This is a genomic window from Bradyrhizobium sp. JYMT SZCCT0428 (genome assembly GCF_018131075.1).
Taxonomy (GTDB): Bacteria; Pseudomonadota; Alphaproteobacteria; order Rhizobiales; family Xanthobacteraceae; genus Bradyrhizobium.
The window spans coordinates 1-25716 of record NZ_JAFCLS010000006.1 but is presented as its reverse complement, the minus strand read 5'-3'; the positions used below and the strand labels follow the sequence as shown (position 1 = coordinate 25716).

General features: G+C 62.7%; 22 protein-coding genes, 1 tRNA gene and 1 pseudogene. 15 read left to right on the top strand and 9 right to left on the bottom strand.

All coding sequences use genetic code 11. The features are described from left to right. Nucleotides 1-8: 8 nt before the first annotated feature. The 4 genes from JQ575_RS07750 (at nucleotide 9) to JQ575_RS45645 (ending at nucleotide 3344) form a co-directional block, all read left to right on the top strand. Entirely contained in the window at nucleotides 9-902 is an 894-nt protein-coding gene (locus JQ575_RS07750) for a LysR family transcriptional regulator (RefSeq protein ID WP_212032642.1), read from the top strand. A gap of 720 nt (nucleotides 903-1622) precedes the next feature. Continuing rightward, a complete protein-coding gene (gene dapA / locus JQ575_RS07745; protein ID WP_212032641.1) occupies nucleotides 1623-2543 on the top strand; it encodes a 4-hydroxy-tetrahydrodipicolinate synthase in 921 nt (306 codons plus the stop codon). A 383-nt stretch (nucleotides 2544-2926) separates the two neighbouring features. After that, complete coding sequence (locus JQ575_RS07740; RefSeq protein WP_192736749.1) at nucleotides 2927-3076, top strand: hypothetical protein; 150 nt, start codon at nucleotides 2927-2929, stop codon at nucleotides 3074-3076. 133 nt (nucleotides 3077-3209) lie between these two features. Then, the gene (locus JQ575_RS45645; protein WP_283813432.1) at nucleotides 3210-3344 is read left to right on the top strand and encodes a hypothetical protein; all 135 of its coding nucleotides are present in this window, start codon (nucleotides 3210-3212) and stop codon (nucleotides 3342-3344) included. 103 nt (nucleotides 3345-3447) lie between these two features. Here the strand turns inward: JQ575_RS45645 and JQ575_RS07735 are convergent, their stop codons facing one another. From JQ575_RS07735 to JQ575_RS07725, 3 genes are all read right to left on the bottom strand, one after another. Further along, a complete protein-coding gene (locus JQ575_RS07735; RefSeq protein ID WP_192736750.1) occupies nucleotides 3448-4128 on the bottom strand; it encodes a ParA family protein in 681 nt (226 codons plus the stop codon). 191 nt (nucleotides 4129-4319) lie between these two features. After that, complete coding sequence (locus tag JQ575_RS07730) at nucleotides 4320-4613, bottom strand: hypothetical protein (RefSeq protein ID WP_409364773.1); 294 nt, start codon at nucleotides 4611-4613, stop codon at nucleotides 4320-4322. Nucleotides 4614-4726: 113 nt separating this feature from the next. Continuing rightward, nucleotides 4727-5086, bottom strand: coding sequence for a hypothetical protein (locus JQ575_RS07725; RefSeq protein WP_249166512.1), 360 nt, complete (start codon nucleotides 5084-5086; stop codon nucleotides 4727-4729). A gap of 244 nt (nucleotides 5087-5330) precedes the next feature. On the opposite strand from JQ575_RS07725, the gene JQ575_RS07720 reads away from it, so the two are divergent. Next, the gene (locus JQ575_RS07720) at nucleotides 5331-6074 is read left to right on the top strand and encodes a hypothetical protein (RefSeq protein WP_212032639.1); all 744 of its coding nucleotides are present in this window, start codon (nucleotides 5331-5333) and stop codon (nucleotides 6072-6074) included. 82 nt (nucleotides 6075-6156) lie between these two features. On the opposite strand, the gene JQ575_RS07715 is transcribed toward JQ575_RS07720, so the two are convergent. The 3 genes from JQ575_RS07715 to JQ575_RS07705 form a co-directional block, all read right to left on the bottom strand. After that, nucleotides 6157-6234 (bottom strand) — tRNA-His (locus tag JQ575_RS07715). Between the two features lie 237 nt (nucleotides 6235-6471). After that, nucleotides 6472-6906: a phasin gene (locus JQ575_RS07710; RefSeq protein WP_211998738.1), complete on the bottom strand. Its 435-nt coding sequence runs from the start codon at nucleotides 6904-6906 to the stop codon at nucleotides 6472-6474. Between the two features lie 339 nt (nucleotides 6907-7245). Beyond that, nucleotides 7246-7623, bottom strand: a complete 378-nt coding sequence (locus JQ575_RS07705) for a phasin family protein (RefSeq protein ID WP_212032638.1) — start codon at nucleotides 7621-7623, stop codon at nucleotides 7246-7248. A 370-nt stretch (nucleotides 7624-7993) separates the two neighbouring features. On the opposite strand from JQ575_RS07705, the gene JQ575_RS07700 reads away from it, so the two are divergent. From JQ575_RS07700 to JQ575_RS07690, 3 genes are all read left to right on the top strand, one after another. Beyond that, nucleotides 7994-11659, top strand: a complete 3666-nt coding sequence (locus tag JQ575_RS07700; RefSeq protein WP_212032637.1) for a PAS domain-containing sensor histidine kinase — start codon at nucleotides 7994-7996, stop codon at nucleotides 11657-11659. Between the two features lie 18 nt (nucleotides 11660-11677). Beyond that, a complete protein-coding gene (locus JQ575_RS07695) occupies nucleotides 11678-12634 on the top strand; it encodes a threonine/serine dehydratase (protein WP_212032636.1) in 957 nt (318 codons plus the stop codon). Nucleotides 12635-12762: 128 nt separating this feature from the next. Continuing rightward, nucleotides 12763-13590 carry a metallophosphoesterase gene (locus JQ575_RS07690; RefSeq protein WP_212032635.1) on the top strand — a complete coding sequence of 276 codons (828 nt, stop codon included), beginning with the start codon at nucleotides 12763-12765 and terminating at the stop codon, nucleotides 13588-13590. Here JQ575_RS07690 and JQ575_RS07685 read toward each other — a convergent pair. Then, the gene (locus JQ575_RS07685; protein ID WP_212032634.1) at nucleotides 13529-14014 is read right to left on the bottom strand and encodes a Crp/Fnr family transcriptional regulator; all 486 of its coding nucleotides are present in this window, start codon (nucleotides 14012-14014) and stop codon (nucleotides 13529-13531) included. The two genes, JQ575_RS07690 and JQ575_RS07685, sit on opposite strands and share 62 nt — an antisense overlap. A 190-nt stretch (nucleotides 14015-14204) precedes the next feature. Here JQ575_RS07685 and JQ575_RS07680 point away from each other — a divergent pair, with 190 nt between their 5' ends. Together JQ575_RS07680 and JQ575_RS07675 are read left to right on the top strand one after the other, a co-directional pair. Then, complete coding sequence (locus JQ575_RS07680) at nucleotides 14205-15233, top strand: Fe(3+) ABC transporter substrate-binding protein (RefSeq protein WP_212032633.1); 1029 nt, start codon at nucleotides 14205-14207, stop codon at nucleotides 15231-15233. A gap of 251 nt (nucleotides 15234-15484) precedes the next feature. Continuing rightward, the gene (locus tag JQ575_RS07675; protein ID WP_212032822.1) at nucleotides 15485-17083 is read left to right on the top strand and encodes an iron ABC transporter permease; all 1599 of its coding nucleotides are present in this window, start codon (nucleotides 15485-15487) and stop codon (nucleotides 17081-17083) included. A gap of 194 nt (nucleotides 17084-17277) precedes the next feature. Here the strand turns inward: JQ575_RS07675 and JQ575_RS07670 are convergent, their stop codons facing one another. Continuing rightward, the gene (locus JQ575_RS07670) at nucleotides 17278-17928 is read right to left on the bottom strand and encodes a 3-oxoacid CoA-transferase subunit B (protein WP_212032632.1); all 651 of its coding nucleotides are present in this window, start codon (nucleotides 17926-17928) and stop codon (nucleotides 17278-17280) included. 78 nt (nucleotides 17929-18006) lie between these two features. Continuing rightward, nucleotides 18007-18714, bottom strand: a complete 708-nt coding sequence (locus JQ575_RS07665) for a CoA transferase subunit A (RefSeq protein WP_212032631.1) — start codon at nucleotides 18712-18714, stop codon at nucleotides 18007-18009. Between the two features lie 249 nt (nucleotides 18715-18963). Here JQ575_RS07665 and JQ575_RS07660 point away from each other — a divergent pair, with 249 nt between their 5' ends. From JQ575_RS07660 to JQ575_RS07645, 5 genes and pseudogenes are all read left to right on the top strand, one after another. After that, nucleotides 18964-20883 carry an AsmA family protein gene (locus JQ575_RS07660; RefSeq protein ID WP_212032821.1) on the top strand — a complete coding sequence of 640 codons (1920 nt, stop codon included), beginning with the start codon at nucleotides 18964-18966 and terminating at the stop codon, nucleotides 20881-20883. 234 nt (nucleotides 20884-21117) lie between these two features. Continuing rightward, the gene (locus JQ575_RS07655) at nucleotides 21118-21789 is read left to right on the top strand and encodes a hypothetical protein (RefSeq protein ID WP_212032630.1); all 672 of its coding nucleotides are present in this window, start codon (nucleotides 21118-21120) and stop codon (nucleotides 21787-21789) included. A 562-nt stretch (nucleotides 21790-22351) separates the two neighbouring features. Further along, nucleotides 22352-22951: pseudogene (locus tag JQ575_RS46045) on the top strand (c-type cytochrome); the annotation flags it as partial. Nucleotides 22952-22975: 24 nt separating this feature from the next. Then, entirely contained in the window at nucleotides 22976-24400 is a 1425-nt protein-coding gene (nirK, locus tag JQ575_RS07650; RefSeq protein WP_312015908.1) for a copper-containing nitrite reductase, read from the top strand. A gap of 340 nt (nucleotides 24401-24740) precedes the next feature. Continuing rightward, the gene (locus tag JQ575_RS07645; protein ID WP_212032628.1) at nucleotides 24741-25061 is read left to right on the top strand and encodes a cytochrome c; all 321 of its coding nucleotides are present in this window, start codon (nucleotides 24741-24743) and stop codon (nucleotides 25059-25061) included. Nucleotides 25062-25716: the final 655 nt, after the last annotated feature.

The window sequence follows — 25716 nt, the reverse complement described above, 5'->3', positions numbered from 1 at the left end:
TCACGGACATGGATTGGGACAAGCTGAAGGTGTTTCACGCGGCGGCGGAAGCGGGCAGCTTCACCCATGCCGGCGAGCAACTCGGGCTTTCGCAATCGGCGGTATCGCGGCAAGTCTCGGCGCTGGAGCAGGAGCTTGCGGTGTCGCTGTTCCATCGCCATGCGCGCGGGCTGATCCTCACCGAACAGGGCGACCTGCTGTTCCGCACCGCGCATGACGTGTTCATGCAGCTGCAGGCGGCGCGCGCCAAGCTCACCGACAGCCGCGAGCGGCCGTCAGGCGACCTCAAGATCACCACGCCGCCGGCGCTCGGCATCAACTGGCTGATTCCGCGGCTGGACGAGTTCACCAGCCTCTATCCGGATATCCGCATCTCGCTGATCGTGACCGACGAGGATCTCGATCTGTCGATGCGCGAGGCCGATGTCGCGATCCGGACCCGCAAGCCGACCCAGCCGGATCTGATCCAGCGCAAGCTGTTCTCGATCGGATTCCACGCCTATTGCTCGCCGGAATACATCAAGCGCTTCGGCACGCCGCGCACCCTCGACGACCTCGACTCGCATCGCATCATCATGCTCGGCGATTCCCAGGTGCCGCCGCATCTGCAGAACCGCAGCTGGCTGATTGACGCCGGCCGCAACGGCTCGGGTCCGCGCGAGGCTTATTTCAAGGTCAACAACATCCTGGGTCTTGTCAGGGCCTGTCAGCAGGGGCTCGGCATCGCCGCCCTGCCCGACTACCTGGTCGAGGAGAACAACCGTCTGGTGCAGCTGTTCGGCGAGACCGACTCGATCCAGATCGACACCTATTTTGTGTATCCCGAAGAGTTGAAGACGGTGGCGCGGGTGCAGGTGTTCCGCGATTTCGTGGTGAGCAAGGCGCAGCGCTGGCCCTCCTAGCATTTCGGTTGTGACTGGAATTTCGGTTCTGCAAGAATCTAGAGCTATTGAATCATAACCGAAGCTCTAGATTCTTGTTTTGACGCGTTTTCCTGATGCGAGCCGGTATCGATTCCGCATCACGTGCGGCACGGGCTTCGCTCGAAAACGCTTTCGCAGCCGCTGACGTTTCCCGCCTTCCGGATTAGCGGCTCTTATAAAGCCCCCGGTCTCCGCATGTCAGACATGCGGCTTAACCGGTTTACGCAAGCCGCAGATGGGGATCATAGTGCTTACACGCTGAGCGATCGTGTCGCGCATATGTCCCCCTCCTCCAGTGGCGCGGGCGCTCAGTAATCCCTCTTGGAAGGTGATTGTGTCGGCCTCACGTGGCCAATACCTTAAGCCGGGCTCTTTTGGGCCCGGCTTTTTTTCTTCTCCGGATCGCTTCGTCCGCAGAGGATTTCAGCTGAGCCTTCTTCGTCTCCAGTTCTTTTCTTCTCCCGTAAAACAAACGTCATCGAGCGTGCGCGGATTGACAGCGCGCCGTTGCACCATCATCATCGAGACATGATCACGAATTCGTGCGCCGCTCTGTCGTCGAAAAAAGGTCCCCACCCGGGGACCCGAGATCGACGCGCGCGATAGATCAACCGCCAAGCCGATCCCGAAACCCCGCCGTCTGGACGGGGTTTTTTCATGTGTCCCGTCTCCGGCAACAGCCTTCAAGGAGATGGAACCATGTCTACCGATTCGCAAAACCGATTACAGGGCCTGTGGCTGCCCCTCGTTACGCCGTTTCGCAACGGCGAACTCGATGAGCCGTCGCTGCGCCGCATGATCAGGCACTACGTCAACAGCCCGGTCGACGGCTTGATCCTCGCCGCCACCTCGGGCGAGGGCATGACTCTCGACCAGGGCGAGCTCGAGCAGCTGGTGTCGGTGACCCGGGCCGAGATCTCGGCCAGCGGCCGCTATATCCCGATCTGTCTCGGCCTGTCCGGCGCCAGCACGCGCAAGATGCTGGATACGCTGGACGAGACCGCCGCCTGGCCGATCGACTTCTATTTGATCGCCAGCCCCTATTACACGCGGCCGTCGCAGCGCGGCCTGCTGCGGCATTTCACGGTGCTTGCCGATCACGCCTCATGGCCGATCGTGCTCTACAACATCCCCTACCGCACCGCGGTCAATCTCACCAACGAGACCCTGCTGCAGCTCGCCGCACATCGCAACATCGTCGGCATCAAGGATTGCTCTGCCGACCGCGCCCAGTCGATCGAGTTCCTGGCGCGGCGGCCGAAAGGTTTTCGCGTGCTGACCGGCGAGGACGCGCACTATCACGAGGCGCTGGTCGACGGCGCCGACGGCGCCATCCTGTTGTCGGCGCATCTGGAGACCGAAGCGTTCGCCTCGGTGCGGACGCTGATGCAGCAGGGCGACCATCAGGGCGCACAGGCGTGCTGGGACAATATTTCCGAACTGACGCGGCTGTTGTTCGCCGAACCCAGTCCGGCGCCTGCAAAATACTGGCTGGCGCGCAGCGGGTTGATCGACAGCGCCGAGGTCCGGCTGCGGATGGTGGAAGTCAGCACGGAGCTCGCGGCGCGGCTCGATGCGGAGCGGGAACGGCGCGCGCCGGCCCTGTTGCGGCGGGCTTAGCAAAGGCGTCGCAGCCGGGTCCCTCGCTTATGGGGAGCCGTTGCGCACAAAAAAGCCGCCGCACGCGGAAGACCGCGGCGACGGCTTTTCTGTCGCTCCACACCGGCTCGGATGATGCGGAGGCGCACAAGGTGACCGGAATATCTTCCAATGGCGTGGACGCCGGCCGGAAAAATTGCCTGACCGCGTTGGCGCAATGTTAACCGCATTCGCCCGCGCTCGCCTCAGCCGATCGCCGCGTCACCTTTGCGAACGCGGCGGCCTTCCGGAGCGCTGGTTAACGGCTGGTGAGGGCGGCGCTTCAAAATCGTCCAAAGCATTGCCGTCAACTTTAAAATCTCGGGCGTATTGATGTCCGCATTGAGAAAACGGGGGGATATCAAATGATCGACCACACCAGTGACAATTGGAAATTTCCGACCAGCGAACGCGTCCAGCGCATGCAGGACGTTCTGCTGGTTTCGTCCTTTGCCTTGTGGGCGACACTGATCGGCTTCGCGCCGGTCGTGACCTGGCGCCTGCTGATGGCTTGAACGGAAACGCAGCGGGCTGCCGTGGTTAATCGGCGGTAGCACCTGCGGTCAAATGCGAGCGAAATTGCGACCGGGATTTTAAAAGCGGTCGCGTATCAAGCTCGTCACAACGGAAAAAACGCGGGGGCGCGTCGTGGAAATCGAAAACAATACTCTCCCTGATCAACAGGGCTTTACGACCGAGGACGTTCTTTGGGCGGTCGGCATCTGGTCGGTGATCCTGACCATGTCGCCGGTCGTCGTATTCTATATGCTGATGGTGGCGTGAGCAGACTTGCTCCGTCGGTCATTCCGGGGCGCATCAACATCCCATCGGACAAAGAAAAACGCGCGGAGTCCCGCGCGTCTTTTTAAGTCCATAAGCGGCGTTGTTACGCCGCTTGCTTGTGCATGGCGCCGGAAGCCGACGCGTTGCCGCGGATGGCCTTGATCGAACGTTCGATCGCAGCCCACAGCCGGCTGATTTCCGCAGCGGCTCGGCCTTCCGCATAATATTCGCGGGCGCCTTCGCCGTTGCCAAGCGCCAGCAACAGATCGGCACGGTTGGTGATCTGACCGCTCCACACCGGCGCACGGAACTTGATCAATGCTTCACGCGCGATGGTGACGATGCGGCTTTCAACGCCGTCCCGGCTCGCGGGGGCACCGTTGATGACGACCGCGTAGGGCTTGCGCGCCGCACGGCAGGTCTGAATGGTTTCCTGCACGGCATTGACGTCAAACACGCCGGGCCGCGCCGGAATGATCACCATCGTGGCGTTCTTGATGGCGTCGTCGACGACGGCCGACAAATTCGGCGGCGTGTCGATGAACACCCATTCGATACCGTCGCGCTTGGCAGCGGCGATAATTCCGCTGACAGAGTTTACCGCAGCCTTGATCGGCGGCTCGTTCGTTCCACGCAATTTGTGCCAGAGAGTAAGCGATCCCTGCGGATCAGCATCAACCATTAAACAGGGCTTCGTCGACTTATGGACGTGCGCAGCAATGTGGGCAGCCAGGGTACTTTTTCCCGAGCCCCCCTTACGCGAAGCAAAAACTATGACGTTCATACCTTGGCCTCCAGATTGACCCCAGAAGCCGAAAATGAATCAGCGCACTGATTCGTGAAAGAAAAATTTGCTGCTTATTGCGAAGAAGCCACTGATTAGCCAATAAAGTTGCTTTTTGAGTCACACTGCGTGCGACCGCACAATCCGTGATGGAATCGCAAAAACGGAATCGCCAGAGGGGCTTGATCGATTCAGTGCATGCTTTTTGTGCGCTGTCGTTCGATCCACTTGCGCTCGATCCATCCGAGCAGCTTCGCCATCGGCGGCTGCAGAAACGGGACATCCTGCGCGAACAAAAGGAGTCCGAGCGGCAGCATCCAGAGTCCAAGCACCGGCAAGATGCTGAAAATGCCGCCGAGGATCAGCAGAATAGCGATCGGAATCCTGACGTAGCGCGACGACGGCTTGCGCAGCCAGCTAACGAATCTGGCCGGGCCGGCCGGCAGCTTGGCTTCGAACCAGGCAAAATGCCGGTCGAGCTCCATTTGCGATTCTTTGCTCAATTAATCTCTCCTCCTGCTGACAGATGTTGACTCGCAGCTGGAGTCACAAGGCGTCAGTCTGTCGCGCGAAGGGGGCTTGAAATGGCGTGCCGCGTTCAGGTCGAGGCTGGTTTTGCCGATTTCTTGGGTTTACGCGCCTTGGCCGCGGATTTGCGCGGGGCCGGCTTGATCGCCATTGGCCTGCCGGCGGGCGCTGAAGCGGCCCGGCTCGGTTCGGGACCGGATCTGAATTGCGCCCGGCACGGCGGCGAAAGCTGCGACTTCTTGGCGACCATGCAGGCCGTGACGCGCTCGACATTGGGGATTTCGGAGCTGCAAAGCCGGAAGGCGTCGCTGGTGCAGGCCTGTTCCTGTTCAGGGGTGTAGCTCTGACCCGAAGCCGGCAGCGATGAAAATGCGAGCGCGGTCGCCAGCACCAAACCCCACCCGAAATTGCTGATCCGAACAGTCGACATGAATCCCCCCGAGGCAATGATTCCACGAATTGTGGGTGAACCGCCCGGGATTGGCAAGCAGGGGTGGACAACACGTCACAGCACAAGTGCGGCGACCAGCGCTGATTTCACCCGCCGGACGGGTGGCAGAATAGGCAAGTGAATTAGAGAATTGGCAAACTTGGCAACGCGATGACCTTTTCGGAAGGGCCTGCTAACCGCATAACTTGCCGCGATCAGTTCGCGGAGCCGAAGGATAAAATTGTTGGCCGACCAACCTGACCTGTCCTTAGGGGCCATCTTCCGTTCGGTGTGGAATGGCATGCTCGACGTGTTCGTTCGGCTGCGCTTCCTTTCCCTGGTCGGCCTGCTGATCTATCTCGTCGCGGGGATTCTGGGATTCGTTGCGCCTGATATCGCTGACAACCCGCTGCTCCGGGAAGGTCTCGATGCGATCAAGACCATCCTCATTCTTCCGCTTGAGATCGCGATCTACCGCCTGCTGATCCTCCGCGAAACCACTTCCAACTACGATTTCGCGATCTTCGCGCCACGCTTCCGGCGGTTACTCGGTTGGACCGCCGTGCTGTGGGCGCTCATCACCCTTCCACCCTATTTGCCAGGCCTGATCGCGCCGTCCGAGGACGCAGATTCAATCGCGACCATCGCAACCGCGATCGTCGTCGTCGTCCTCCTGCTGCGGCTGGCTATTCTTTTTCCGGCGATCGCGGTTGATGCGCCCGGTGCCTCGCTGCGCAATGTGCTGGCGGATACGAAGGCTCGAAGCTGGTTGATCCTGAAAAGCTTTTTTATTGTGCTGCTGCCGGTATTGGCCGGGCTCCTGGCGGTCGGCTTGATCAGCGAGCTCGACGATCTGCCCAGCTGGTGGAGCGCCGCCAGAATAGCGTTCGACAGCCCGCTCGAGTTACTGGCAACGGTGTTGGCCGCCACGACCGCATCACGGCTATACGGCTGGATCGGCCATCAGGTGAAGGGCGTGCCGATCTGATCCGGCCAGGCATCATTGACCGGACACGCGCTGCGACAAGCGCAACGAATCGGGCGGTCACCGGGAATATCCGCGATGGGGTTGGTACAGTTGGGTGGGCTCGAACCACCGACCTCCTGTTCCACAGACAGGCGCTCTAACCAGACTGAGCTACAACTGCATCCTGCGCGAGCCCCCGAAAAAAGGGGGTGGCGAATGGGCGGGAAACTAGGTGCAACGCCACGCTTTGGCAAGGCCACCAGCCACCCGATTATCAGTCGTTTCGGGGACGGACAAAGTTCATTTGCTTCGGGCATCGATGGCCCGCCCCTGCGAAAGACCGCCCCAGGGGCGACAAAACGGGCAACAAAAAAGCCCGGGCTAAGCTGCCCGGGCTTCTTCGAACCTTAATGCGGGCTCAGGCGGCCGGCTGCTGGTACTTCGCGGCCGACGCCTTGATCGGCTCGACGGTTTCAGTCGCAACCTTCTGGCCGAGTTCGGCGAGTTCCTTGGCCTGGGCCGAAAACGTCTCGAACTGCTTCTTGGCGTGCGAGGTCCACAGCTCCATGGCAGCTGCCGGCGTCTTCACGCTGAGCAGGTCCTGTGCGAAGTCGAGTGAGGACGTGGTGTTGGCCTTGAAGAACTCGAACAGCTTGGCCGAGTAGGCGCTGGCACCCTTGCTGGCCGAGGTGAACACGGCTTCCATGGTGCCGTTATGGCTCTCGGCCACATCCTTGAATTTGGCGTAGTTGTCGCGCGCCTGCGAAACGCCCTTTTCGGCGAACGCACGCACCTGCTCGGGGACTTCGAACGGAATGATGGAGGCGGAGAACGGATCGGTCGAACTGGTCATTCGCATGCTTCCTTCGCAACGGGGTGAATCGTGGTGACCCCCTGCGAACGCCACCGGTGAAAACGCCGGTCGCGCCGTACTGGATCACACGGTCTCTGCTTGTCTGAGCACGATCTTCTCGGAATACCGGTACATATTTCCGGATCGAACTCCGGTCTTGGGGAGTGCCCATCGTCGGGCATGCCCAATAAACACCCTTATCATGTCAATTTTGTGCAACGCAAAGCAAAACAATGTGCACTGCGAGATACATTGCTCATGCCAAGGTGTACTTTAAGATTATATACCCTAAAGTAGAATAGGCGGGGCTTTTGAAGTAAATGCCCTTCAGGCCGCTCCTCAGCTCTTGGGCTTCGCCGCATCCATCGCGGCGCGGCTGACGATCTGACCCATCTCGCTGGCCTGCTCCGCCAGCGCACGCATCTGGCCCTGCACATACTCGCTGTGCAGCCGCATCACCTCGGTCAGATCCTTGGCCTTCAGCAGCGCTTGCGCGTAGTCGAGCGAGGTCTGCACGTTCTTTTCGGCGAAGGCGACCGCCCTGCTGCCGATATCCTTGACGTTGGTGCGCGCGGCAGCGCCATGGTCCTCGAACGAGCCCGCGGCCTGGTGGGCGGAGGAGAGGAATTTCTCGAAGGTCTGGCGGGCCTGCTCGAAGCTCGCCTCCGCCATCGACCGCATTTCCTTTGGAATCTCGAAACGGCCATCGTCGCTCATGGTCCCACTCCTGTGGCGTTGGGGGCTGCTTGGCAGGCGTCCAGGTATCGCTAAAAGACCTCACCGGCATGATGCCCGTGTCGGCAGTTCCGCATCGTGCACCTTGGGCTGTGGCCCTCGGGTTCACATCGTGAACCTCCGGCGGTCTTTTGCAACAAGCTCAACGCCGCAGAGGCCGGTTCGGTTCAGCCGGATTAAGGTTATCGCGGCTTAGAATACCGCTTGGGTCCGCCCGGCCGTGGACCTGCCGCGCCGCGCTTGCGATACTGGTGATCCACTTGCGATCCTGTAAGGGCAGTCAGCGTTTGGCCGCCGATTCGCAAAAATCATCTTCGAGCAGAAGGCTCACATCCACGGTCATGTCGCGCTGATGAATAATGCCGAACTCCAGATGCTAGCGCTCGGCGATCCGCGGCTGGCGGGGCACGCGACGAGCGCCCTGGCCGCCTGGCTGTGGTCGAGCGACGGCACGCGGGTTCTGTGGGCCAATCCGGTCGGCGCCCGCTTGTTCGGCGCGGCCAACAGCACGGCGCTGGCGGGAAAAATTTTCGGACCGGCCGATCCGCATCGGCGGCAGATCGCGCGGCTCGCCGGCCGCCTGCTTGCGGGCGGCGCGGTCCGGCTGGAGCGGCTGCAAGGTTTTGGCGCGACGCCCGGCATGCTCGCGACCTGCGGCTGTTCGCGGCTCGATCTGCCCGATGGCAGCCACGGTATCTTGATTGCCGCCGGCAACATCTCGGGCCGCGCCACGCCCCTGACGGAACGGCTGCAGCGGCTGGTCGAGGGTCTCGCGATGCCAGTCGCGGCCTTTACCCGTGACGGCATCCTGGTTGGCACCAGCGATGCGGCGCGTCCCCTGCTCGGCTTTCAGAATCTGGTCGAGGCCGGTCTCGACGACGCGCGCCAGGACGCGCTGAAGCAGGGCGCCGTCGCAACCGCGATCGACATCGGCCGCATGGTGCTGCAACGGGTTGGCGCCGGCGCCGACATCGGCCTCGTCGCGCTGATCGTGCCGGACGCCGTGCCTGCCGCAGCGCCGGAGCCCGTCGCGGCGGCGCAGCCGCAAGAAGAGCAGCGGCAAGAAGAGCAGCCGCAAGAAGTATTGCCTGAACCACGCGAGCCGCCGGTGGCGGGCGTTGTCGCGAACGATCCCGCACCCGAACCGCCGCAGCCCGCCCCGATGGGCGAAGCGCCGGCCGCCTTGGCGCTGTTTGACGCGCTCGCAGAGGCGCCGGAAGAAGAACCCGAAACCGGGCCGGTCGCCGCGGCGGCGCCGTCCAGCAGCGAACCATCCGCCGCGTTGCCGCCTGAACCATCGCCTGACGTCGAAGCAATCACCGACGAAGCCACGCCCTCATTCGCCGGCGCCGCCGCGCCTGAATCATCAGCCGAAAACCTGAAAGCGCCGATCGCCGCCGCACCCGTCAAGGCGCCGTCCTGGTTCGAAGAGCCGTCGCCGCATGCGCGGCGGCTTCCGTTGCGCTTCATGTGGCAGATGGATCAGGAAGGCCGCTTCACGCTCGGCGCCGATGAATTCACCCGGCTGATCGGCCCGCACACCACCGCCGGCTTCGGCCGGTTGTGGAGCGAGATCGCGCAAGCCTTCGGGCTCGATCCCGAAGGCCGCGTCATGAAGGCGTTTGCCACGCGCCAGACCTGGAGCAGCATCACGCTGAACTGGCCGGTCGATGGCGGCGAGCGGCTGCCGGTCGAATTGTCGGGACTGCCGATCTTCGATCGCGCGCGGCATTTTGCCGGTTTTCGCGGCTTCGGCGTGTGCCGCGATCTCGACGGCCTGGCACGGCTGGCGGCCTTGCGCCGCTACGAATTCTTCGGTGGAGCACCCGCGCCGGTCGCGCCGGAACCGCGCTCGGCTGATATCGTCCAGGCGGGCCCAGCGTCGGATTCGGTCGGCCCGGAGCTGCCCGCACAGGACCCGTCCGCAGAGGACGCGCCTCAAGAAGCGTTCCCGCAAGAAAATTTCAGCGAGAACGTGACCGCGCAGCCGACCGCGGCAGAAGACCCGCCCGCGGAATTTGTCATCGAGACCAGCGTCGCGTCGCCTCCCGTTACGGAATTGCCCGAGCCGATTGCTTCCGAGATTTCACACCCAACCGATCTGGATGCCGCCGTGGATACCCCAAAGGATACTCTGGCAGAAGCGCAGGCGGAAACGCCGAAGAACGTTCTGCCGTTCCGCCCCCCCGGCGACGCCAAGCCGCCATCGCTGACGCCGGTTGAAAACAGCGCCTTCAACGAACTCGCGCGGCAATTGTCGGCGCGGCTCGAGAACGAGAACGGCAACGAGACGACACCAGCCGTCACCGGCCTCGATGAAACCGTGGTCGAGAACGCCGCATCGACGGACGCGTATGCGGCAGCTTCACAGGAAGCCGCGAGCGATGCTCCGGTGCAGCCGGAATGGCTGACCCCCTCCGAGCCGCCGGCGCGCGGCGAAAGCAGGCGCGACAAGGCGCTGCTCGACCTGCTGCCGGTCGGCATTCTGATCTACCGGCTCGACCGGCTGCTTTACGCCAATCCCGCCTTCCTCACGCAGATGGGCTATCCGAGCCTGCATGCGCTGGAAGATGCCGGCGGCCTCGACGCGCTCTATGTCGAGCCCGGCGTCTCCAACGCGCCCTCGACGTCGGACACCGGCACGCCGGTGATGATCTCCGCGAGCCAGCCGCAAGCTGCGGAACAAGGCTCGGAACAAGACTCGGACGGGCCGGCATCGACGCCACCGGCGGCGACCGACGCGCGCCTCTACACGATTTCATGGGACGGCGATTCCGCGCTCGCTTTGATCTTCTCGGGCGCGCGCGGCGAAGCGGCGGCCGTCGCCGCTGCGATCGCGGAAGCTGTGCCGGTTGCCGAACCGCCGGTTGCTGAACCACTCGCCCCCGAACCGTTGCCGGCGGGCCACGCCGATGCCGAAGAACTCGGCGCCATCCTCGACACCACGGCCGAAGGCATCGTGATGTTCGACGCCGAGGGCAATATCAGCTCGGTCAATCGCAGCGCCGAAGCGCTGTTCGGCTATGACGGCGAGGACCTGGCGCAGCGCAATCTGGCGGATCTGTTCGCGCCGGAAAGCCAGCACGAGGTGTTCGACTATCTCGCCAGCATCAAATCCGAAGGTGTCGCCAGCCTGCTCGAGCACGGCCGCGAGACGCTCGGGCGCGAAAGCAAGGGCGGCTTCATTCCGCTGTCGATGACCATGGGACGGACCAAGGCCGACGGCCGGAATTTCTTCGCGGTGTTCCGCGACCTGTCGCAGGCCAAGCAGAGCGAAAACGAATTGCGGGAAGCGCGCCGGCTGGCCGAGCGCGCCGCCAGCGCCAAGGCCGATGTGCTGGCCCGCATCAGCCATGAGGTGCGCACGCCGCTCAACGCCATCATCGGCTTCTCCGAAGTGATGATCGGCGAGCGCTTCGGCGCACTCGGCAATGAGCGCTATGTCGAATACATGAAGGACATCCGCGCTTCCGGCGAGCGGGTGATATCCATCATCAACGACCTGCTTGATCTCTCGAGGATCGAGACCGGCAAGCTCGATCTGTCGTTCACCAACCAGAATCTCAACGAACTGGTCGAGAGTTGCGTCGCCGTGATGCAGCCGCAGGCCAACCGCGAACGTATCATCATCCGCACCTCGCTGGCGCACACGCTGCCGCCGGTGGTTGCGGACGCGCGCGCGTTGCGCCAGATCACGCTCAACCTGATCGGCAATTCGATTCATCTCGCCAATGCCGGCGGCCAGGTCATCGTCTCCACGGCGTTGTCCGATTTCGGCGAGGTGATGCTGCGGGTCCGCGACACCGGCCACGGCCTCAACGACAATGAAGTCGCCGCCGCCCTGGAGCCGTTCCGCACCCCGGCACCGTCCGATCAGGCCTCCGACGGCGCCGGCGTCAGCCTGTCGCTGACCAAGGCGCTGGTCGAAGCCAACCGCGCCCGATTCCAGATCAAGACCGGCGCGCGTTCGGGCACGCTGATCGAGGTGGTGTTCTCACACGCGACCGCGAAGGCGTAAGCGCGGCCGGAGACTGCCATGGATGGACCTGGTGAAGCCGTAACGCCGCAAGCCATCTCAGCGTGCGAGAAGATCATCCGGCCCTATATCCGGCGCACGCCCGTGATCGAGACCGATGGCCGCGAGTTCGGGCTGTCAGTCGGCGCAATCTGCCTCAAGCTCGAATTGCTGCAGCACTCGGGAGCGTTCAAGGCCCGTGGCGCCTTCACCAATCTGTTGACCCGGGCGATCCCCAAAGCGGGCGTCGTCGCAGCGTCGGGCGGCAACCACGGCGCTGCCGTCGCCTATGCTGCGATGAGGCTCGGCATACCGGCCAAGATTTTCGTTCCCAGCGTGTCTTCCCCGGCCAAGACCGCGCGCATCCGCGAATACGGCGCCGATCTTACCATCGAGGGCGATGGCTATGCGGACGCGCTCGCCGGAAGCGAAGCATGGGCGAAGCAGACCGGCGCGCTGCCGGTTCACGCATTCGACCAGAACGAAACCATCATGGGTCAGGGAACGATCGGCCTGGAGCTCGAGCAACAACTTCCCAACATCGACACGGTCCTCGTTGCAGTTGGCGGCGGCGGACTGGTTGCAGGGATAGCGGCCTGGTACGCCGGCCGCATCAAGGTGATCGGCGTCGAGCCGTTTGCGTCGCCGACGCTGACCAGGGCGTTGGAGGCCGGACATCCCGTCGATGCGGAGGCCGGCGGGCTGGCGGCGGATTCGCTGGCGCCGCGCCGCGTCGGTGAAATTGTATTCCCGATCGTGCAGAAATACGCGCCGCGAACCGTGCTGGTGACCGACGACGCGATCGCCGAAGCGCAGCAGACGCTGTGGCGCGCCTTGCGCATCGTGGCGGAGCCGGGCGGCGCCGCCGCCTTTTCGGCGATTCTGTCAGGCGCCTATCGGCCGGCCGACGGCGAACGCGTGGCCGTTGTCGTCAGCGGCGGCAACACGGCCGCGGTGAACTTCGACATCACGCGCTGAGAAGGCGAACTGCGGGTATCTGCCGCTCCCGGATCGCTGCGTCACGGCACAATTTTTGCTCGAATCCAGCTGCCTGAATGCATCCGGACCCGGATCGCCCATTTGTCAGGCAACTGGATTGGCCGATTATGCGCTGTCTCGTTGTCGCGGACCTGCATTATTCATTGCCGCAGTTCGACTGGCTGCTCAGCGCTGCACCCCAGTTCGATCTCGTGATCTTTGCCGGCGATGCGCTCGATATCGGCTCGATGGTCGATTTCCGCGCCCAGATCGTCGTCGTGAAGAAGTACCTCTCTGTGCTTTCACGCATCACCCGCGTGATCGTTTGCTCGGGCAATCATGACCTCGACGACCATAGCGCCGAGGGCGAAAAAATCTCGCGCTGGATCGGCGAGGTCCGCGAACTCGGCATCGCCTGCGACGGCGACAGCCTGACCATCGGCGACACGCTCTTCACGGTATGTCCGTGGTGGGACGGTCCCTTGGTCAAGCAGCGCCTCGAAACGCAGTTGCGGGAGGCCTCGGTGGAGCGGCTGCCGCACTGGATCTGGGTGCATCACGCGCCGCCTGCGAATTCGCCAACCAGCTGGGGCGGCAAGCGGTATTTCGGCGATGTCGATCTCGTGCAGTGGATCGCGCGCCACCAGCCCTCGATGGTGATCTCGGGCCATGTCCACCAGTCGCCCTTCATTTCCGAGGGCTCATGGTTCGACCGGCTCGGCGATACCTGGGTATTCAATACCGGATTGCAGCCTGGCCGGCCGCCCACCTACATCGTGCTCGATCTCGACGAGGCGACCGCGTTCTGGCTTTCGGCGGACCACGCGCAATCGATCGACCTCAAGGCGCCGTTGCAGCGGCCGGCGGCAACGATTCAAACCGCGCCGCCCTGGCTCATATCCTTGGATCAGATTGCCGATCCGAGCCTGGTGAAACCTGTGTCGGCGGAAGGTTGATCATGCTCTGCAGGACGTCTCCGACCATCGCGAGGTGGTTGCCGTGGCCGGCATATTGCCGCTTGAGATCGGCGAGATAGGTGTTGGCGACGTTGAGCCGCTGCGCCAGCATCCTCGCGATCATCAGCGATACCACCGGCTGCTGCCGCAGGAAGGACGCGGCATCGTCGATCTCGTAGATCGCCGAATCCTGCGCCGCACGCACGGTGGCGGTATGCGGCGTGTCGAGCAGCACCGACATTTCGCCGAGCACCGCGCCTGGCTCGGCAATGGTGGCAACGATGGTGTCGCCCTTGATGACCTCGAGCCGTCCCTCGATCAGCACGTATAGATGTCCGGTGCGGGCACCCTCGTGAAGAACTTCGGCGCCGGCGGCGACGCTCCGCCTCGTACCGCCAATGCAATATTCGAGAATGTCGCGCATCGGCTCACCTCCGCTAAGGCCGAGATTAGGCACGGAGCGAGCCAAGGTCGAACAGATATTTTGGAATGTTTCTAAACTACAATCTGGAATCGCTCTAAAAGAATGCCGTCGCGACATCGCGGCGCTTCGTGCGCGCTATCCGCTGGGCTAGTGAAACCGCATCATCCTCGTGCCTGCCGGAGCAGCCCTCATGATTAAATTTCGCGTCTTCGCCGCATCAGCGGCGTTGCTTGGTTTGGCCTCGACCGCCATCACCACGGCTTCCGCCGATAACGGCGAAGTCAACGTCTATACCTATCGCGAAACCAAGCTGATCCAGCCGCTGTTCGATGCCTTTACCAAGGATACCGGCGTCAAGGTCAACGTCGTCTCGGCGAGTTCAGGGCTCGAGCAGCGCATGAAGGCCGAGGGCGCCAACAGCCCGGCCGACGTGCTGCTGACGGTCGATATCGGCCGCATGGACGAGGCCGTGAAGGCCGACGTGACCCAGCCGATCAAGTCGGAGGCGCTCGACAAGGTCGTGCCGGCGCAATACCGCGACCCCGACGGGCACTGGGCCGGCATCTCGATGCGCGCGCGCGTGATCTACGCCTCGAAGGATCGCGTCAAGCAGGACGCCATCACCTATGAAGAGCTCGCCGATCCCAAGTGGAAGGGCAAGATCTGCATCCGCTCCGGCCAGCACATCTACAACAACGGACTGTTCGCGGCCTACACCGCGAAGTACGGCGAGGCCAAAGCCGAAGAATGGCTGCGCGGCATCAAGGCCAATCTGGCGCAAAAACCCTCGGGCGGAGATCGCGAGGCCGCGCGCGACGTTGCCGCCGGCAAGTGCGACATCGGCATCGGCAACACCTATTACTGGGCGCTGATGATGAACAACGATCCCGAAAAGAAGCCGTGGGCGGAAGCCACCAAGGTGATCCTGCCGACGTTTGCGGACGGCGGCACCCACGTCAATCTGTCCGGCGTGCTGCTGGCCAAGCACGCGCCGAACAAGGCCAATGCCGTCAAGCTGATCGAATGGCTGGCCGGTGAAAAAGCGCAGCAGATGTATGCCGACCAGAACTACGAATACCCGGTGCGCGCCGGCGTCGCCATCAACCCGACGATTGCGGGCTATGGCAAGCTCAACGCCGATACCCTGCCGATCGCCAAGGTCGCCGCCAACCGCAAGGCGGCCGCGACGCTGGTAGACAAGGTCGGCTTTGATAATTGATGTTCGCGAAGCGATAGGATCGTGATCGCGCGGCGACCGCAATTGCGTCCCCTCCCCCCTTGCGGGGGAGGGTTAGGGAGAGGGGTAAGCCACGACCATCGACCCCGCGGCTACCCCTCTCCCCTGCCCTCCCCCGCAAGGGGGGAGGGAGTCCACCTCCACCAGCCGATTCATTGGTCTCCCCCATTCACATGTGACCTCCCGTGAACCCTTCCGCGCACGCCGGACGGATCTCGGCGGCAATCGCTGTCATGACCGCGATCATGGTCGCCGCGCCCGTGATCGCGGTCATCGCGCTGGCGATGAATCCCGCGCCCGATCTGTGGCGGGATCTGATCGCCTATGTGTTGCCGCGGGCGATGCTCGACACCGCGCTGTTGCTGTTCGGCGTCGGCGCGCTGGCGCTTGTGATCGGCGCCGGCACGGCGTGGATGATCACGCTGCATGATTTTCCCGGCCGCGCGCTGTTGTTGTGGCTGATGCCGTTGCCGCTGGCGATTCCGACCTATATCGCCGCCTACGTCTATGCCGACCTGTTCGAGCCGCTCGGCCTCGTTCACCGCACACTGGCAATCTGGTTTCCGCTGCGCGACACGGTGGCCGCCCTGCCCAATCTGCGTTCGATGCCGGGCGCGATCATCGTCATCGGCCTCGTGCTCTACCCTTACGTCTATCTTTCGGCGCGAACGATGTTTCAGTTCCAGAGCGCCGAATTCGCCGAGGCCGCGCGAACCCTCGGCGCCAGCCGCCTGCAGATATTCTTCCGCGTCTCGCTGCCGATGGCACGGCCGGCGCTGGCGGTCGGCGTGGCGCTGGTGGCGCTGGAAACGCTGAACGACATCGGCGCCAGCGAATATCTCGGCGTCCGCACGCTCACCGTGTCGATCTTCACGACCTGGCTCAACCGCGGCAGCCTCGCCGGCGCGGCGCAATTGTCCTGCTTCATGCTGGCAATCGTCGCTGGCCTGATCGCGATCGAACGTTATGGCCGCCGCAACGTCGCGACCGGGTTTTCCGCCGAGAGCCCGCGGCTGACGCCGCGCACGCGATTGCACGGCAGCCGGGGCTGGTGGACGTTTGCTGCCTGCCTCACGCCGGTACTGCTCGGCTTCATCGTGCCGGTGCTGTTTCTGCTGCAGCAGAGTTTCAAGCGCGGGCTCTTGACCAATTTCGACATGACGCTGGGACGCGATGCCTTCAATTCGGTGGCGTTCGCGACGCTGGCGACACTGATCGCGCTCGGGCTCGGCTTTGCCACCATCCTGGCCTGGCGCTGGCGCCCGGATCCGGTGCGCCTCATTGCGATGAACATATCGCAAACCGGCTACGCCCTGCCCGGGCTGGTTCTCGCGCTGGGCTTGCTGACCCCGGTGCTCGCGATCGACAATGGCCTGAGCGCGCTCGGTGGATGGCTCGGAGGTTCATTGCCGGGGCTGATCCTGGTCGGCTCGGGCGCTGCCGTCGTGATCGCCTATGTGATCCGCTTCCTGGCGGTGCCGACCGGACTGATCAAGGCGGGCTTCGAGCGAATCCCGCACGACTACGACGACAGCGCGCGCGCCGCCGGCGCAAGGCAGGCAACCACGATGCGGCTGATCCATCTGCCGCTGCTCCGGCCGGCGATGCTGGGCGCCGTCATCATTGTGTTCGTGGACTGTCTGAAGGAATTGCCGGCGACGCTGCTGCTGCGTCCGCTCAACGTCGATACGCTGGCGACCTCGATCTACCAGTTCGCCAGCCGGGGCAGTTTTGAGGATGGCGCGCTCGCGGCGCTGCTGATCGTCGCCGCCAGCATCGGCCCGGTGGCGTGGCTGACGCGGTTCTCCGACGTGCCGTCAGGGCCGGCGTAGAGCAAACAACACCCGTCGTCCCGGACAAGCGAGCACAGCGAGCGCCGATCCTGGACCCATAATCCCGGTCATCTATTGCTTGAAGAAGGTCTCGACTTCAGCACTCTAACGAGAGGCCGCGGCGTATGGGTCCCCCGATGCGCAATTGCGCAACTGAGCGTTCGCAGGGACGACGATAATGCGCGCGTCGCGCCTTACGCGTTCTTTAGCGCGACGCGGAATTCGGCTTCGGTCTTGGCCTTGACCTCGTCCAGCGTGACGCCGTCGGCGAGTTCGATCAGCGCCATGCCGTCCTTGCCGTGCTTGTCGATGGTGAAGACAGCCAGATCCGTCACCACCATGTCGACGACCTTCTCGCCGGTCAGCGGCAGGTTGCAGGTCTTCAGCAGTTTCGGGCCGTCCTTGGCGGAATGCTCCATCACCACGACGACGCGCTTGACGCCGGCGACGAGGTCCATCGCGCCGCCCATGCCCTTGACCATCTTGCCCGGGATCATCCAGTTGGCGAGGTCGCCGTTCTGCGCCACCTGCATTGCGCCGAGGATCGACAGATCGATATGCCCGCCGCGCACCATGCCGAAGGATTCGGCTGAGGAAAAATAGCTGGTGGACGGCAGTTCGCTGACCGTCTGCTTGCCGGCGTTGATCAGATCGGCGTCTTCCTCGCCCTCATAGGGGAACGGGCCCATGCCGAGCATGCCGTTCTCGCTCTGCAGGCTGACGTCGATACCGTCGGGGATGTAGTTCGAGACCAGCGTCGGAATGCCGATGCCGAGATTGACGTAATAACCGTCGCGCAACTCTTTCGCGGCACGAGCGGCCATCTGTTCACGGGTCCAGGCCATGGGGCTCTCCACTATTGTTGGCGCATGATCTTGTCGGAAAACCGGTATCCACTTTCCGGATCATGCGCTGTAATTTGGTTACGCCGCGGGGCGCGGACGGGTGTTGCGGAACTCGATCCGCTTCTTGCCGGTGCCGACGTCGATGATGCGTTTGACGAAAATGCCGGGCGTGTGGATGTGATCGGGGTCGATCTCGCCGGCCGGCACCAGGTGCTCGACCTCGGCGATGGTGATCTTGGCAGCGGTTGCCATCATCGGGTTAAAATTGCGCGCGGTCTTGCGATAGACCAGGTTCCCGGCGGTATCGCCCTTCCAGGCGTGGACGATGGCGAGGTCGGCGAACAGGCCGCGCTCCATGATGTATTTCTCGCCGTCGAATTCCTTCACTTCCTTGCCTTCGGCGATCAGGGTGCCGACGCCGGTCTTGGTGAAGAAGGCCGGGATACCGGCGCCGCCGGCGCGGATGCGCTCGGCCAGCGTGCCCTGCGGATTGAATTCGAGTTCCAGTTCGCCGGCGAGGTATTGCTGGGCGAACAGCTTGTTCTCGCCGACATAGGACGAGATCATCTTCTTGATCTGCCGGGTTTCCAGAAGCCGGCTCAGCCCGATGCCGTCGACCCCGGCATTGTTGGAGATGACGGTGAGGTTCTTGACGCCGGATTCGCGGATCGCGTCCGACAGGGTCTCGGCGATACCGCAAAGACCGAAACCACCCGACATGATCATCATGCCGTCCTTGAGAACGCCATCGAGTGCCGATTTGGCGTCGGGGTAAACCTTGTTCATGGATGTCTGACCTGATGGAGGAAACGGCTTAAGGCCGGCATAATCTTAAGGATTATTAGGCGAAATCTTCGCACTGCGTCAATGCGCGCCCTTTTGGACCATCGGCCGCGGTTCACAACGCCAGGATGGCCTTGAAAGCGTCAAGAAAACCCTTCAGGTTGTGTGGGTTGGCAAGGGCTGAAAGCTAGGCGCGGCCGCCCCGGACAACCAAACCCTCGACCTCAACCCGACCTGGATATGTCTTTGACGATGGCCCAAGGAATGAAGCGCCTGGGGATGCCGATTGCGGCGTTTCTCGGCTTGGCTTTGATCGGCCTGATCGGGACCTCCTGGTTCCTCAACCGGGACGCGCTGCGCCAGGCGGTCGAGGCGCAGATTCGCGCCGTCACCGGGCTCGATCTGGTCGTCTCGGGTGCGATCGACGTCTCGGTATTTCCCGGCAGCTATGTCTCGTTTCACAATGTCAGGCTGAAGGGCGGCGCCACCGTCGACCCCGCGCTGCAGGTCGACGTGCTGACGGCGAATCTGCGCTTGCTGCCGCTGTTGCTGCGACGGTTCGAGATCGCCGACGTCATGATGCTGCGGCCGCATATCCGCGTCGTCAGGGACGGCAATGGCGAGAGCAACTGGACGCCGTTCGTCGAGACCATCGCGCGCGCCATGAAGCCGGGCGCCGAGAATCAGGTGTCGTTCTCCGAGATCCGGATCCAGGACGGCGTGCTCAACTATGAAGACGCCACCAGCCAGGTCTCCGAGGCGCTAAGCGATATCGACCTGTCGCTGGCCTGGCCGTCGATCTCGCGGTCGTTCGCCGCCACCGGGCAGTTCGACTGGCGCGGCGAGCGCGTCGACGGCTCGGTCAGCGCCAGCGATTTCGTCGCGCTGCTGTCGGGCGACCGCTCCGGCGTGAAGGCGCGGCTGGTCAGCGCGCCGCTGAAACTGGCCTTCGATGGCGCGCTCGCCAACCGCACCAGCCTGATGATGGAAGGCACGGTGACGATCGACAGCCCGTCGCTGCGCAACGCGTTGCGCTGGATGGGACAGTCGCCGCCCGGCGGCGGCTTCGGCCGCTTCGCGCTGAAGGCCCGCGCCAATGTGGTCGGCGGTTCCGTTGCGCTGACCAATGTGAATGTCGAACTCGACGGCAACGTCGCCGAAGGCGTGATGACCTTTGCCAATAACGGCCGGCAGACGCTGCAGGCAACGCTGGCCGCCGGGGCACTGGATTTCACGCCCTACATCTCGACCTTCCGACTGCTGGCGAGCGGCGCGCGTGACTGGAATCGGCAATTGTTCGACCTGAACTCATTGTCGACCACCGATCTCGACATGCGGCTGTCGGCCGCCAGGGTGACGGTCGGCTCGACCAAGCTCGGCCGCACCGCCTTCGGCGCCAATCTGCGCGGCGGCGCGCTCGCGCTCTCGGTCGCCGAGGCGCAGATGTATGGCGGCATCGCCAAGGGCACGTTCGGCGTCGCGCGCTCGGACGCGATCGCCGACGTCAAGGCCCAGTTCCAGTTCACCGATGTCGACCTGCACGCCTGCGCATCCGAATTGTTCGGTATCAACAAGCTCTCCGGCCGTGGCAATCTCAATGTCTCGCTGGTGGCCTCGGGCTCCAGCCCGTTCGGGCTCGTCACCTCGCTCGACGGCACCGCGACCCTGACCGGCCGTGACGGCGCGATCGCGGGCTTCAATGTCGAGCAGCTGTTGAAGCGGCTGGAACGGCGGCCGCTGTCCGGCAGCGGCAATTTCCGCAACGGCTCGACGCCGTTCGATACGCTCAACGTGGCGGTAAAGTTCAACGACGGCATCGCGACCGCCGAAGACGTCCGCGTCGAGGGTCCCACGACGCGTCTCACGCTGACCGGCACCGCCTCGGTGCCGGCGCGCGAATACGATCTGAAGGGCGTCGCCAGCCTGACCGCGGCCCCCAACGCGCCGCCCGGCTTCGACCTGCCGTTCGTGGTGCAGGGACCGTGGGATGATCCATTGGTGTTCCCCGATCCCGAAAGCCTGATCCGCCGCTCGCCGGGTGCTGCCCCGCTGCTGGATGCGGTAAAGGATCGCAAGACCCGCGACGCCGTGCGCTCGGTGATCGAGCGGATCACCGGCGGCGGCCCAAGGCCGGCGGCACCGGCGGCGGCCGAGGGCACAAAGCCGAACTGACGATGGCGGGACCACAAGCCTGTTCACCGATGACGCTTGCGACCTGGCCCGGACGCTCATCGAGGTCGGCTGGTCTCTGAATAACTGAACATTAACCATACGAGCCCATGATTTGAGCCGAATTCAGGTGGGCAAGCGCGCACGAGCCATTGCTGGTTTGTCACCACGATGGCTCTTTTGCTGACCGGCGATGGGAAGAATCTCGCGACTGGGCTGAGACGTAGGGAACGCAGGTTGACCGAAGCACCGGGCAGGGAAACGCAAGGGGGCAAACAGCCCGAGGCGCCACCGCAGATGGCCTCAAACCGGGCGCCGGTGATAGCGGTGTCCCTGGCTGCCCTGGCCATCATGGGTGCCGCCACCGCCAATTCCTTGCCGAGTTTCCGCGGCCTCTCCCTGCCGGATTTCAATCAGTTCTCTTTGCCGAGCGTCGACCGGTTCGCCTTGCCGGATTTCAGCCGCTTCTCCCCGCCAAATTTCAAACGCGTCGCTGCGCCTCCTCCGCCGACCCCGGCCCCAGTCCTCGTACCGGATCCGGTTGTCAGGGCGGGACTGCGGGACATTCAGACGTCGCAGGAGCAAAACGCCGATGTGATGATGTCGCTCATGCAGAGCTCCGCAGCCCAACAGGCGGATTTGAAAAGAATAACCCGTCAACTCTCGTTGCTGACGGCGCAGGTGAGTTCTCTGCAGAATCAGGCGGCGCCGCTGACGACTTCCAGCATCCCAGCGCTCACGACTTCCAGCATCCCACGTCCAAATCCTCGGACGCGCGTCATCCAGGCGTCGCGAAAAGTACTCCCTCCAGTACTCCCGCCAGTTCTTCCTCCACTTCCCAAGCCTGCCGGCCCCTTTTCGGTAGGGGGCGCTCCGCTCAGTCCTGCGCCCGGCTCGGGCGCAAGCTAGACGGACAACGCCTCCGCCATCTCCTCGAGCCGGTCTTGGGAGCAAAGCAGGAATCCGGGCAAAGGTCGTGATGTCTGCTTTTGGGGGCAAATCGGAAGTCGCCGACGCAGACGCTCACGTCCGCAGATGCCCCAGAACGGACATATTGAAGACCCGCAAATTTTTCCAGTTTTGGCTGAGGTTGTTAGGGAAGAAATGATCCGACCGCCGACGCCGTGCCTCGATATGATGACCTCCATTCTCCCGAGTTGGACCATTTCCCCTGGGGTGTAGAATTTTGAATAGTGGTCAATACTGACCAGCCAAATCGGATTCGGAAGCGCATGCTGCTTCCATCACCGTCCCAGTCGCACGGCGTTGATAACAGTGAGTAAGCAATGTTCCCGCTCAGGGAATCCTTTGTGCCCCTCATCTAATTTTCTTGACCGGTATTGAGCGCCTCGCCGCTCTCGTTGAGGTCGAAAGGAGAGTCGTTCCGAAGTGTTGTTGGACCGGGTTTTCTCATCTTTAGCTCAGAGCGGAGGTCGCATATGCAGGCAACGATACTTGCGAAACTCCGCGAATGGTCCATCCTTATAACCGCGCTTTGTATTGCTCTTGTGGGAATCTTGTACGCAGCTTCCTTCTCATCAACACCGCCGGAATCGCTGGCGGTCGCGCCCACTGCCGCCAGTTCTCAGCCGCAGGCGTCTTCAGTTGCTTCCAGGAATTCCGTGGCGGCGCCACAAAGTTCGGCCGCGGCACCAGCGGACCCGGCGACGCCAAGCCGCCCCCGGCGTCGTCCGGACCGACGGCACACCAGATGCATGGCCACGCACCAACGCAGCCGTCGAGCGCTCCCGCGCTCACGGCTGCTGCGACGAACGCTCCTCCGACGCAACCCGTTACTCCCGCGCCACCTCCAACACTGGCTGGCGGGACAGCCGTCGACGGCGATGCGGCGACAGGCCGCCAGGTCTACAGAAAATGCCAAGCCTGCCACTCGCTGGAGGTCGGCAAGAACGCCCTTGGCCCGAGCCTCGCCGGCATCATTGGCAAGAAGTCCGGCGAGGTGCCCAACTACAATTATTCGCCTGCGATGAAGGCTGCCAATTTGATTTGGGACGCAGCGACACTCGACGCCTATCTGCTTAATCCATCAAAGCTGGTTCCGCAGAACAAAATGCCGTTCGCGGGATTGAAGACCGTGAACGAGCGCAAGGATGTGATCGCCTATCTGGTTGCGGCCGCGTCTCCGGCCGGCGCGCCGGCTGTTGCGCAGCGTTCGCCCTCGCCGGCGGCTGCGCCGGCGCAACCGTCGGCCCCGGGCGAACAGCGCGCTTCTGTTTATTTGCCGGAGGCCCGCTACACACTGCGTACCGGCATTGCAGAAGGACGGATGGTCTATCTTGGCGTCGGCGGCACCATCGACGGACAAGTCAATCCGCTTCTTTCAGCCGCGGAGGGACAGACGGTGCAGATCATCCTGATCAACGGAGAAGGTGCCGAGCACGACATCGTATTTCCGGAACAAAATGCAAGGTCGTCACGTATATTTAGCCCTGGCGCAAGCACAGCGTTCGCGTTCCGCGCCACGCGCGCCGGAGATTTCACCTACCTGTGTAGCGTTCCAGGTCACGAGTTGGCGGGCATGCGCGGACAACTCGTCGTCACGCCGCGTCTGCCCGATCAGGTGCTGGTCGAAGCCGACATCTCGAGGAAATCGACCGAGGTTCCACCGCCGGTCGGCCAACGTCCGCCGCAGACAGTGCAAGTCGAACTCAATGCAGTCGAACTCGAAGGCCGCCTCGCGGAAGGTACTACGTTCGGCTATTGGACGTTCAACAGCCGCGTTCCCGGGCCGATGCTGCGCGTTCGCGTCGGAGACACCGTGGATGTGCGCGTCAAGAATTCCGCTGACAGTACGATGGTTCATTCGGTCGACTTCCATGCGACCACCGGACCCGGGGGCGGAGCCGCTTCCACACAAGTCGACCCCGGGGCGGAGAAATCATTCAAATTCAAAGCGCTTATTCCGGGACTGTATGTCTACCACTGCGCCACGCCAATGGTGGCCCATCATATCGCCAACGGGATGTATGGTCTCATGCTGGTCGAGCCCGAAGGCGGACTGCCGGCGGTGGATCGCGAGTTCTACGTTATGCAGGGCGAGATCTATACTGAGGCGCCGTTCGGCCATCGCGGCAGTCAGGAATTCAGTGTTGAAAAATTGCTGAACGAGCGGCCGGAATATTTCGTTTTCAACGGTTCGGTGGGGGCGCTTTCAAAATTGCATCCGCTGGAGGCCAAGGTCGGTGAAACCGTTCGAATCTATTTCGGCGTCGGCGGACCCAACTACACGTCCTCCTTCCACGTCATCGGTGAAATTTTCGACCGAGTCTACAATCTCGGCGGCTTGCTGAGCGAGCCATTGCGTGGCGTGCAGACCGTCACCGTTCCAGCGGGTGGTGCAGTCATCACGGAATTCAAGGTCGAGGTTCCCGGCAACTATATGCTGGTTGATCATGCCCTGTCGCGCGCCGAGCGCGGCCTGGTCGGCATGTTGCATGTTGAAGGGCCACCCAATCCGGAAATTTTCGACGGCAAAGTCGAGCCTGGGACGGGCCATTGATGCTGATGGGCTGCGGAACTCGAGGCAACCGACGAGTCTAATGATGATAGCTAACTCAACTCTCGAATTCGAACGCTTGTTGGGCAAGGCCGCACTTGCATTGTGGCCCGAGTTCCCTCGCGACGTACAGGAGAGCCTTTTCGAAACTGCTATGGCCGGAGATATCATAGTGGGAAGACATTTGGCTTCGTACCTGCACGACCACCATCCGAAGACGGCTCATCCAGCAAAGCCAACGCAGTTAGCCTGACACTTGAAAGGCCGTCACGGCGGTCTCTTGACGGGCATAACAAACACGTTGGCCGGGAGCGCTTACTTGATTTGCTTACACCAACTTAAGGTGAGTGTCGCAGCACCGGTTGCTATCGCATTGAGCGTGTTGATCAACGCAACCTTATGCAGCGCCGAACCCAACGTCGCGGCGGGCAAGGCGTTTGCACAAGCCAACTGTTCGCATTGCCATTCCATCGATAAGTTTACCCCGAGTTCCTTAGCCATTGCCCCGCCGTTTCGAACTCTCCATCTACAGTATCCTGTCGAATCGCTTGAAGAAGCGCTTGGCGAAGGGCTTTCCACGGGCCATCCGAGTATGCCCGAGTTCAGGTTGGATCCTGGGCAAGTTGGTGACTTCATCAGCTTCCTCAAATCGCTTGAGCAATAACCGGCGCTACCGGCAGGAAGTCGCTGTCAGCGCTGAGGCTGCTTTTGGCACTTTGCGGGCCTCACGCCACGCCTGAATTGCGTCCGTCGTCCAGGGTAAAGCAGACGCCGGGTGATGGCTTGATTCACCTGCAATCTGCCTGCGCCTTGAGAACTGCGTCGAGGCGAGCGCAATAGCAATCTGCAAGCCGAGGCGCGACAAAACAACCCGACGGGCAAATCAATTCTGTTTTCCGGAAATCGTGTCAAGCCCCGAAATGAAAATATTTCTGTTTACCAGAAGATAAAATCAGGAGTATGTGTTTGCCCATCCCGTCCCACTCAGAGGGCGTCGGCCGTCGTCACGGACGTTGGACGGGTTGCGGTGGACGCTGGTTTACGCTGAGACGATGGCGTGGACTAAGCGTACGGCAAAACCGTGTGGTCCTGGCGCCCGTTGCAGGCGTCAAGCTGTCGGAGAAGCGCAAGCGGAAACGGCGGTGACGGAGTCAACCAAGAACTCGTCTCCGGGGAGATCACGGCATAAGCCGTAAAGCCACTGCGCAGGGAAGGCCGGGTGTTCTCCGCTGCCCTGTATGCTCGTGTGCAGCCTACTTAGTGCAAACCGCACACGGGACCGCGGGTGCAGCGCGCACCCGGTCTTCCCTGCGCCCTCT

Coding starts and splice junctions, on each gene's coding strand:
- JQ575_RS07660 (WP_212032821.1), top strand. CDS start 18,964: ATGGCCCAAGGAATGAAGCGCCTGGGGATGCCGATTGCGGCGTTTCTC.
- JQ575_RS07735 (WP_192736750.1), bottom strand. CDS start 4,128: ATGAACGTCATAGTTTTTGCTTCGCGTAAGGGGGGCTCGGGAAAAAGT.
- JQ575_RS07670 (WP_212032632.1), bottom strand. CDS start 17,928: ATGGCCTGGACCCGTGAACAGATGGCCGCTCGTGCCGCGAAAGAGTTG.
- JQ575_RS07675 (WP_212032822.1), top strand. CDS start 15,485: ATGACCGCGATCATGGTCGCCGCGCCCGTGATCGCGGTCATCGCGCTG.
- JQ575_RS07705 (WP_212032638.1), bottom strand. CDS start 7,623: ATGAGCGACGATGGCCGTTTCGAGATTCCAAAGGAAATGCGGTCGATG.
- JQ575_RS07700 (WP_212032637.1), top strand. CDS start 7,994: ATGAATAATGCCGAACTCCAGATGCTAGCGCTCGGCGATCCGCGGCTG.
- dapA (WP_212032641.1), top strand. CDS start 1,623: ATGTCTACCGATTCGCAAAACCGATTACAGGGCCTGTGGCTGCCCCTC.
- JQ575_RS07690 (WP_212032635.1), top strand. CDS start 12,763: ATGCGCTGTCTCGTTGTCGCGGACCTGCATTATTCATTGCCGCAGTTC.
- JQ575_RS07740 (WP_192736749.1), top strand. CDS start 2,927: ATGATCGACCACACCAGTGACAATTGGAAATTTCCGACCAGCGAACGC.
- JQ575_RS07710 (WP_211998738.1), bottom strand. CDS start 6,906: ATGACCAGTTCGACCGATCCGTTCTCCGCCTCCATCATTCCGTTCGAA.
- JQ575_RS07680 (WP_212032633.1), top strand. CDS start 14,205: ATGATTAAATTTCGCGTCTTCGCCGCATCAGCGGCGTTGCTTGGTTTG.
- JQ575_RS07725 (WP_249166512.1), bottom strand. CDS start 5,086: ATGTCGACTGTTCGGATCAGCAATTTCGGGTGGGGTTTGGTGCTGGCG.
- JQ575_RS07665 (WP_212032631.1), bottom strand. CDS start 18,714: ATGAACAAGGTTTACCCCGACGCCAAATCGGCACTCGATGGCGTTCTC.
- JQ575_RS07695 (WP_212032636.1), top strand. CDS start 11,678: ATGGATGGACCTGGTGAAGCCGTAACGCCGCAAGCCATCTCAGCGTGC.
- JQ575_RS07685 (WP_212032634.1), bottom strand. CDS start 14,014: ATGCGCGACATTCTCGAATATTGCATTGGCGGTACGAGGCGGAGCGTC.
- JQ575_RS07730 (WP_409364773.1), bottom strand. CDS start 4,613: ATGGAGCTCGACCGGCATTTTGCCTGGTTCGAAGCCAAGCTGCCGGCC.
- JQ575_RS07750 (WP_212032642.1), top strand. CDS start 9: ATGGATTGGGACAAGCTGAAGGTGTTTCACGCGGCGGCGGAAGCGGGC.